The sequence below is a fragment of the Massilia eburnea genome (genome assembly GCF_050709955.1).
Lineage (GTDB): Bacteria > Pseudomonadota > Gammaproteobacteria > Burkholderiales > Burkholderiaceae_D > Rugamonas > Rugamonas eburnea_A.
Map to the genome: position 1 here is coordinate 273,350 of NZ_JBNZFX010000031.1, position 7,641 is coordinate 280,990.

Below are 7,641 nucleotides of genomic sequence, written 5' to 3' on the forward strand. Positions count from 1 at the left end.
TGTCAAAATTGCATTCTAGCACCCGATCCGGGCCATCAGGCAGGCGCGTGTTCCAGGGCCGGTGCGGCAGGTGCCGCAGGCTTGCGGTCGCGGCGCTTCACCAGCCAGTAGATGAAGAAGGGGATCATCAGCGGCAGCAGCAGGGGCGACACGGCCGCGATGGCCACCACGGCAGCCAGGGCCAGCGACAGGATCACGATCACGCCGACGCCGGCCATCACCACAGTGACAATGGCAGCCGCAAAAACCATCGCCACCGCCATCACGGCAAACACACCGCCGGTCAGCACGGTGCCCAGCAGGACGCCCAGCGGCCCGTCATAGTCCGAGTCGCCGACCGTGACGACGAGATCGTTGGCGTCGAAGGCGAACCAGGCTCCAACTGTGCAGAAGAACAGCAGGACCAGGGTCAGGGCAAATACCTTTTTCATGATGGGCCTCTTGGCGTTGAACATGCTGTCACTGTAGGCCTGCTGCCCCGGCCCAGCCATCGGATTGCGACGAACGGTGGAAATTGGATGATGAATGGAAAAAGTTTCGCGGCGAGCCACAATCGCAGCTTGAATTCATTAACTGTTTGCCTATACTGAATATCCGATCTCTGAGATGGAGGGGAATATGGCTTGGCTAGTAAGAGACGGGAGCCAATCGTTGCTCCTGGGAATCGATAGCGAACCGCGCCAGCGCAGCGCATTTTCCTGGTTCGGCGGCGGCCCCAAAGGCCCGCCATCGGCGCCACCGACGATTCCTCCAATCATCATCAATCCCTTCAAATACCAGACGCCCGACCCGGCCATCGACCCGCGCATTACGCCGCTCGGCCCGCCGATCCTGCCGCCGCGACGGCCGGCCATGTCGCTGCATTGATCTGGCACAAAGCGAACGGCCCGCGCACGACGCGGGCTTTGTTTTCCGCTGGCTAGCGTGGACGCCTCCTGCTATATTTCCCAGACGCATCTAACCTTGGGAAGAAGATGGAAAGCCGTCTGCGCCGCCTGGAGGCCGTCCAGGAAATCCTGCTGGAAATTGGCAAGCTGTCCAACAGTTGCACCGATATCACGGTCTTCCTGCAGTCCGTGCACGCCGCGCTCGGGCGCATCATGTACGCCTCGAATTTCTATGTGGCCTTGAGCGACCGCGACGCGCCCGGCAATGCGGTGCGCTTCGTCTACTTTGTCGATGAAGTGGACGACCACCCCTACAAGGACCAGCTGGTGCAATTGGCCACGCCCGACCAGTCGCCCACCGCCTGGGTGATCCTGAACAAGCAGCGCCTGGTGATGACCGGCGACGAACATCGCGCCCGTCAGGAGAACGAGGTATTCGGCGTCGGCACCATCGCCGAACATTGGGTTGGCTGCCCACTGCTGGACCAGGGCCATGACGTGATCGGCGCCATGGTGATCCAGAGTTACGACAAGGAGCATACCTACAGCGAGGAAGACCAGGCCCTGTTCGCGCAGATCGCCAACCACGTATCGAGCGCCCTGCAAGGCCTGCAAAGCATGGACCGGCTGGAACGCGCCGTGCGCGAGCGTACGCTGGAACTGCAGCGCGAAGTGGCCGAGCGCAGCAAGGCCGAACGCCTGCAGCGCGCCCTGTACGAGATCGCCAGCCTGTCCGCCTCCGCCTCCGCCGAATCCGACGCCGGGCTGCTGTATGCGCGCCTGCAGGAGATTGTCGGCAGCCTGATCACCGCCCGCAATTTCCTGATCGCGCTGTACCACCCCAAGCGCGACGAGATTTCGATCCCTTATTTCGTCGATGAAAAAGACCTGGAAGCGCCGGTCAAGCGTTTCGAATACGGCATCGGCATGAGCTCCTTCGTGCTGAAGAAACGCCAGCCGATGCTGCTCGACGGTCCCGCGTTCGAAGCCCTGATGGCCAGCGGCGAAATCAACGAACCGCTGGGCAACCAGGGCATTGCCAGCTGGATGGGCTGCCCGATGATGGTGGGCGAGCAGGCGCTGGGCGTGATCATCGTGCAAAGCTACGATGCGTCGGTGCTGTACTCGCAGGCCGAACTGGACATCCTGGCCTACGTTGCCAACCACACGGCAGCCGCCATCGCGCGTACCCGCGCCGACCTCGCGATCCGCCGCGCCAAGGCCGAACTGGAAGAACAGAACACCGCGCTGGCCAGCGCGCTGACGCAATTGCAGACGGCGCAATCGGAGCTGGTACGGCAAGAGAAGCTCGCCTCGCTGGGCCGCCTGGTGGCCGGCGTGGCGCACGAAATCAACACCCCGCTTGGCATCTGCGTCACCGCCACCAGCCACCTGGTGGAAGAACTGCGCCTGTGCCGCCTCGACCTGGCCGAAGGTACCCTGGACGAAGACGGCTTGAGCCAGTTCTTCAATACGGTCGACCAGTCGCTGAAGATCATGACTACCAATACCCAGCGCGCCGCCGCCCTGGTGCGCAGCTTCAAGCAGGTGGCGGTGGACCAGTCGTCCGACAATATCCGCCACTTCAACCTGCGCAAATACCTGGACGAAGTGCTGCTGTCGCTGCAGCCCAAGCTGAAAGGCAAGCCGATTGCGGTGAAGGTCGAATGTCCGCCGGACATCCACTGTGAAAGCTTCCCCGGCGCCGTCTCGCAGATCGTCACCAATATGGTGGTGAACTCGCTGGTGCACGGCTTCGAAGAAGGGCAGAAGGGCACCATCCGCATCACCGGCAAGCTGGAAGGCGACCACGTGCTGTTCGACTACAGCGACGACGGCATCGGCATGGATGCGACCACGCTGCAGCAGCTGTTCGACCCCTTCTTCACCACCAAGCGCGGCTCCGGCGGCAGCGGCCTCGGCGCCCACATCCTGTACAACCTCGTAACCGGCCCCCTGGGCGGCACGGTGAAGGTGGTCAGCTCACCCGGCATGGGCCTGCACTACCACCTGCGCTTCCCCCGCGACCAGCGTAGCAAATAGAAAGTCGGGGTCAGCTCCGGCAATCGGACATAAATTTCGCAAAGCGAAATTTATGTCCGATTGCCGGAGCTGACCCCGACTTTAATCCGGGAAGCGTTCGTTGATGACGAGCGCTTGCTCCATATTGGCGATCAGCAGCTCGACGAACTTGGGGTCGAGGTGGCTGCCGGCCACTTCGCGCATGTGCTCCACCACTTTCTCGACCGGCCAGGCGTCCTTGTAGCAGCGCTTGTGCATCAGGGCGTCGAACACGTCGGACACGGCCACGATGCGGGCATACTCATGGATGTCATAGCCTTTCAGGCCTTGCGGATAACCGCTGCCGTCGAACTTCTCGTGGTGCTGGTGGGCGATCACTGCAGCCGCTTTCAGGATCGGGCGCTGCGAGCCGTCCAGGATCGACAGGCCGACCGCCGGATGCTGCTTCATGATTTCCCATTCGGCCGCATCGAGCTTGCCGGGCTTGAGCAGCACCGAATCCGGGGTGGCGATCTTGCCGATGTCGTGCATCGGCGCCGCGTGTTTCAGCACGGCGGTTTCTTCTTCCGGCATGCCGGCCGCTGTCGCCAGCAGGTGGCAGAATTCGGCCATGCGGCGCACATGGTTGCCGGCTTCGTTTGAGCGCGATTCGACCACGTCGCCCAGGCGCATGATCAATTCGGCCTGGGTATCGGTGATCTCCTGCGTCAGCAGGATATTGTCGAAGGCGATCGCCACGCCGCTGCAGAAAATCTCCAGCAGCTGCTGGTCGATCTCGGAAATCTCTTCCACGCCCTTCAGCACCAGCAGCGACGCCTTGCCGCTGCTGTTGGGGAAGTAACCGACGAAGGTGTCGCCGGTCATGCGCGAAATGCGGTTGCGCTCCGCGTCCTTGAGCTGGGCCAGCAGCTCCGGCGTCAGCAGGCTGTCTTCATCCTGTCCGATCTGGGCCAGCACTTCGTAATCGTTTTCGCCGCTGACGGCGGTGGCGCCGCGCAGCCGCACCAGCATGCTTTGCTCCAGGCGCAGCAGGGCGACCACTTGCTGCAGCAGGCCGTTGGCGAAGTCTTTCAGGTTACGCGCCTGGAAGATATGGGCCGAAGCGGCAATCACGCGCTCCAGGCCTTCGCGGTAATGCATCTGCTGCCGGCGTGCTTCTTCCACCTTCATGATGTCGCGGTAGGCGCGCAGCGCGGCGAAGGTGGTGGTGAACAGCTTGGTGCGATCGAGCTCGGTCTTTTCCTTGTAATCGTTGATGTCGTAATTGACGATCACGCGTTCTTCCGGAGCCTGTCCCGGCTGGCCGGTGCGCAGCACGATGCGGGTGAACTGGTTGTCGAGGTCTTCGCGCATCCAGCGCGCCACTTCCAGGCCGGAGTCTTCGCGCTCCATCACCACGTCGAGGAAAACCAGGGCAATGTCGTGTTCCTTCGCCAGCACTTCCTTCGCTTCAGCGCCGCTGTAAGCGTGCAGGAAAGTCAGGCCGCGGCCTTCCAGGCGAAACCGGCTCAGCGTGAGTTTGGTGATGTCGTGGATATCCGGTTCGTCATCCACCAGCAGGATTCGCCACGGCGCAAGTTTGGGCGTAGCAGAAGACAAGAAAGACATATTGGCAAATTCCAAATGTGACACAGTCCTGGGTGATGCGCAATTTTTAGGCGCATCAAAATGATTGTAGTCCTACCCATTGTTATTAACAACAAGCAATACTGGATGAGCTAATTCTTTACAACATCGTCTGCGTCGCCATAACGCTTTTGACAGCGCTCGCACCAGAAAGTGCGCCGCTGGGTGAGCCCGAGATGGGCCCGGTGCAACTTGATATTACAACGCGGACATTCACGGCGGTTGTGCACTTGCCAATGTTTTTTCAGTTCGAATGCCTGTTTCCAGGTTTTGAATTCAAAGCTGTACTGGCGTGCCTGCTTCACCAAGTCCCGCAACTTTCCTTGCGGTAATTTATTGACTGTAGAGAGAGGATGAGTGCGTAATCGAAACAATACTTCGTTTTTAATAATATTGCCAACGCCAGCAAAGATACTCTGGTCGAGTAAAACATCGCACACCAGTCGCTCGGGATTTTCCCGCAGTTTCTTCAAGGCCAGGCGCGGGCTCCAGTGCTCGGACATGACGTCGCTGCGCCAATCGTAAGCCTGCGCCAGTGCGCCCTGCACCAGCTTGATCGAGCAGGTATAGAAGTTCAGCTCGCCCCCTTCTTCAAACTGCAGCGACAGCCGCGGTTCCGAGCCTTCCTTGCGTTCGTCGATGCGGTAGCTGCCGAACATCAGGAAATGGATTCGCAGCGTGAACAGCGGCAGCTCGATCAGGAAATGCTTGCCCCAACTGCGCAGCGACAGGATGGGCTGGCCGGGCAGTTGGTCGAACGGGATCAGTTTGCTGTTGCCGCTGGCGGCGCAAATGGTGCGGCCTTCAAAGGCGTGCACGAGTTCGGTAAGGATGACGATCGATGGGCCTTCTGGCATGGCATGCCTCCTTTCAAGCCAGTCTCGCGCCGCCGTGCCTGCCGCGCCGTGCGCGCACGCACAGTTGCTATACTCCCTCGCATGTTGATACGACACACCACAGAACAAGACTGGCCCATCCTCAAAGCGCTGCGCCTTGCCGCGCTGCTCGATTGCCCCACGGCCTTTGGCGTGACGCACGCCAGCGCTGCCGGCAATCCGGACCAGCAATGGCGCGACCGGGCCGCGGCGCGTGGGCCGGCAACCTACCTGCTCGCCTTTAGCGGTGACACCCCAATCGGCCATGGTCGGCGGCGTCGTCAGCGCCGCGCAAGAGTTCAACCTGATCGCCATGTGGGTCAGGCCGGATCAGCGCGGCAGCGGCGCGGCGGCGGCTGCGCTGGTGGGACGCCATGAAGGCGCACGCGCAAGCCAAGGGCCACGCGCGCGTGGTGCTCGATGTGTCGCCGGCCAATGAGCGCGCCGCAGCCTTTTACCTGAAGCGAGGCTTCCGCTTCCTGCCGCACTGGGAGGCGCTGGAAAGCCATCCCCACATCAGGGTGCAGAAAATGGCATGGCAGGGCAGCGAAAGCTGAAGCATCAAACGCTTTCGTTTGCGGGATGCGTGTGGATAGTCACGATGTTGTCATTTTCGCTTTCTAGAATAACGGGCAGTTTCAACTACCCCCACTTTTGGAAAGCGTCATGGAAAACAAAATCGATCACGACGACATCGGCTACAACGATACCCCGAACGAACATTTCAGCGAAGTCCTCGACAAAGCGCATCAGCCGCCGCAACCTGCTGCGCGGTTCGGTAGCATCGGCCATCTCCGTGATGATGGGTTCGGCCCACCCTGACCGCTTGCGGCGGTGGCGGCGATGATGCGCCGGTGGTCACCAAGCCGGAACCCCCAGCGCCAGTGGAGAAGCTGCTGGGCTTCACGGCCGTGGGCAAGAGCCTGGCCGACGTAGTCACCGTGCCGGCCGGCTATACCGCCCTCGGTCATCTACGCGCTGGGCGACCCGCTGGACCGCTTCCGCCACCGCCTTCAAGAACGATGGCAGCGATGCCGACTTCGAAAACCGCGCCGGCGACCATCACGACGGCATGGAGTTCTTTGGCCTGGACAGCGCAGGCAAGCCTTCGGCCAGCGGCAACGAGCGCGGGCCTGCTGGCGGTCAACCACGAAGCCACCACCAACGAAAAGCTGGCCTCCTTCTTCATCCATGCCAACGGCGGCAGCAACACCCTGCCGCGCCCGGCCGCCGAAGTCGACCGCGAAACCGCGCTGCACGGCATCTCCGTGGTGGAAGTGCGCAAGGCTGCCGGCAAGTGGGAATACGTCAAGGATTCGGCATTCAACCGCCGCGTCACCTGCCTCACCGACTGCGACATCAGCGGGCCCGGTCAAAGGCAATGTGCTGGTGAAAACCAAGTACTCGACCGACGGCAGCAAGGTCCGCGGCACCCTGAACAACTGCGGCACCGGCCGCACGCCCGTGGGGCTCCTTCGTCTCCGGCGAAGAAAACTGGAGCGGTTACTTCACCCGCGGCGCAGCCGACGATGCGGCGCGCGGCAACGACAAGAGCGTCGCCGCGCTCAAGCGCTATGGCCGCAACCAGGGCGCGGCCTCGCGCCACGGCTGGGAAACCGGAGGCCTCGACGACAAGTACGCGCGCTGGAACAATTCCCGGCTGGGCGCTTCGGTGGACGGCAGCGACGACTACCGCAACGAGATGAACGGCATGGGCTATATCGTGGAAGCCGATCCGTACAACAAGACCAAGAACCTGCGCAAGCGCACCGCGCTGGGCCGCTACGCCCACGAAAGCGCCGCCTTCGGCAAGACCGTGGCCGGCCAGCCGCTGGCGGTCTACATGGGCGACGATTCGCGCAACGAGTACATCTACAAATTCGTCTCCAGCGCGACCTGGAGCGACGCCGACGCCAGCCCGGCCGACCTGCTGGCCACCGGCGACAAATACCTCGACTCGGGCAAGCTGTTCGTGGCCAAGTTCGCCGCCGACGGCAGCGGTTCCTGGATCGAGCTGAACATCAGCAACGCCGCCATCGCCGCGTACACCACCTACAAGTTCGCCGACCAGGCCGACGTGCTGGTCAACGCCCGCCTGGCCGCCGATGCGGTGGGCGCCACCAAGATGGACCGCCCGGAATGGTGCTCGGTAAATCCGGCCAACGGCGAGGTCTACTTCACCCTGACCAATAACAGCGGCCGCACCGCGCCGGACGGCCCCAACCCGCGTA

The 7,641-nt window shown here is 62.1% G+C and carries 7 protein-coding genes and 3 pseudogenes; 7 read left to right on the forward strand and 3 right to left on the reverse strand.

Annotated elements, in window-relative coordinates; all coding sequences use genetic code 11:
• Positions 1-35: 35 nt before the first annotated feature.
• Complete coding sequence (locus ACQ4MM_RS18385; RefSeq protein WP_431478692.1) at positions 36-431, reverse strand: hypothetical protein; 396 nt, start codon at positions 429-431, stop codon at positions 36-38.
• Between the two features lie 220 nt (positions 432-651).
• Between ACQ4MM_RS18385 and ACQ4MM_RS18390 the strand changes: the two genes are divergently transcribed.
• Complete coding sequence (locus ACQ4MM_RS18390; protein ID WP_431478693.1) at positions 652-867, forward strand: hypothetical protein; 216 nt, start codon at positions 652-654, stop codon at positions 865-867.
• A gap of 107 nt (positions 868-974) precedes the next feature.
• Positions 975-2,930 (forward strand): GAF domain-containing sensor histidine kinase, encoded by a 1,956-nt coding sequence (locus ACQ4MM_RS18395; RefSeq protein ID WP_431478694.1) that lies wholly within the window; start codon positions 975-977, stop codon positions 2,928-2,930.
• 81 nt (positions 2,931-3,011) lie between these two features.
• On the opposite strand, the gene ACQ4MM_RS18400 is transcribed toward ACQ4MM_RS18395, so the two are convergent.
• On the reverse strand, positions 3,012-4,517 hold the full coding sequence (locus ACQ4MM_RS18400) for a DUF3369 domain-containing protein (RefSeq protein WP_431478695.1): 1,506 nt from the start codon (positions 4,515-4,517) through the stop codon (positions 3,012-3,014).
• A 110-nt stretch (positions 4,518-4,627) separates the two neighbouring features.
• Entirely contained in the window at positions 4,628-5,725 is a 1,098-nt protein-coding gene (locus tag ACQ4MM_RS18405) for a DNA-formamidopyrimidine glycosylase family protein (RefSeq protein WP_431478696.1), read from the reverse strand.
• A 59-nt stretch (positions 5,726-5,784) separates the two neighbouring features.
• Here ACQ4MM_RS18405 and ACQ4MM_RS18410 point away from each other — a divergent pair, with 59 nt between their 5' ends.
• The 5 genes and pseudogenes from ACQ4MM_RS18410 to ACQ4MM_RS18430 form a co-directional block, all read left to right on the forward strand.
• Positions 5,785-5,967: a hypothetical protein gene (locus ACQ4MM_RS18410; protein WP_431478697.1), complete on the forward strand. Its 183-nt coding sequence runs from the start codon at positions 5,785-5,787 to the stop codon at positions 5,965-5,967.
• Between the two features lie 109 nt (positions 5,968-6,076).
• Positions 6,077-6,232, forward strand: coding sequence for a hypothetical protein (locus ACQ4MM_RS18415; protein ID WP_431478698.1), 156 nt, complete (start codon positions 6,077-6,079; stop codon positions 6,230-6,232).
• A gap of 119 nt (positions 6,233-6,351) precedes the next feature.
• Positions 6,352-6,705 (forward strand): annotated as a pseudogene (locus ACQ4MM_RS18420) (PhoX family protein); the annotation flags it as partial.
• Positions 6,602-6,823, forward strand: a pseudogene (locus ACQ4MM_RS18425) (hypothetical protein); the annotation flags it as partial. The pseudogenes ACQ4MM_RS18420 and ACQ4MM_RS18425, both read left to right, overlap by 104 nt.
• Positions 6,824-6,932: 109 nt before the next feature.
• Positions 6,933-7,641, forward strand: a pseudogene (locus ACQ4MM_RS18430) (PhoX family protein); the annotation flags it as partial.

Bases quoted from the DNA above. Each gene is read 5' to 3' on its own strand.
- ACQ4MM_RS18395 (WP_431478694.1), top strand. From the start codon at position 975: ATGGAAAGCCGTCTGCGCCGCCTGGAGGCCGTCCAGGAAATCCTGCTG.
- ACQ4MM_RS18385 (WP_431478692.1), bottom strand. From the start codon at position 431: ATGAAAAAGGTATTTGCCCTGACCCTGGTCCTGCTGTTCTTCTGCACA.
- ACQ4MM_RS18400 (WP_431478695.1), bottom strand. From the start codon at position 4,517: ATGTCTTTCTTGTCTTCTGCTACGCCCAAACTTGCGCCGTGGCGAATC.
- ACQ4MM_RS18415 (WP_431478698.1), top strand. From the start codon at position 6,077: ATGGAAAACAAAATCGATCACGACGACATCGGCTACAACGATACCCCG.
- ACQ4MM_RS18410 (WP_431478697.1), top strand. From the start codon at position 5,785: ATGAAGGCGCACGCGCAAGCCAAGGGCCACGCGCGCGTGGTGCTCGAT.
- ACQ4MM_RS18405 (WP_431478696.1), bottom strand. From the start codon at position 5,725: ATGGCGATCAGGTTGAACTCTTGCGCGGCGCTGACGACGCCGCCGACC.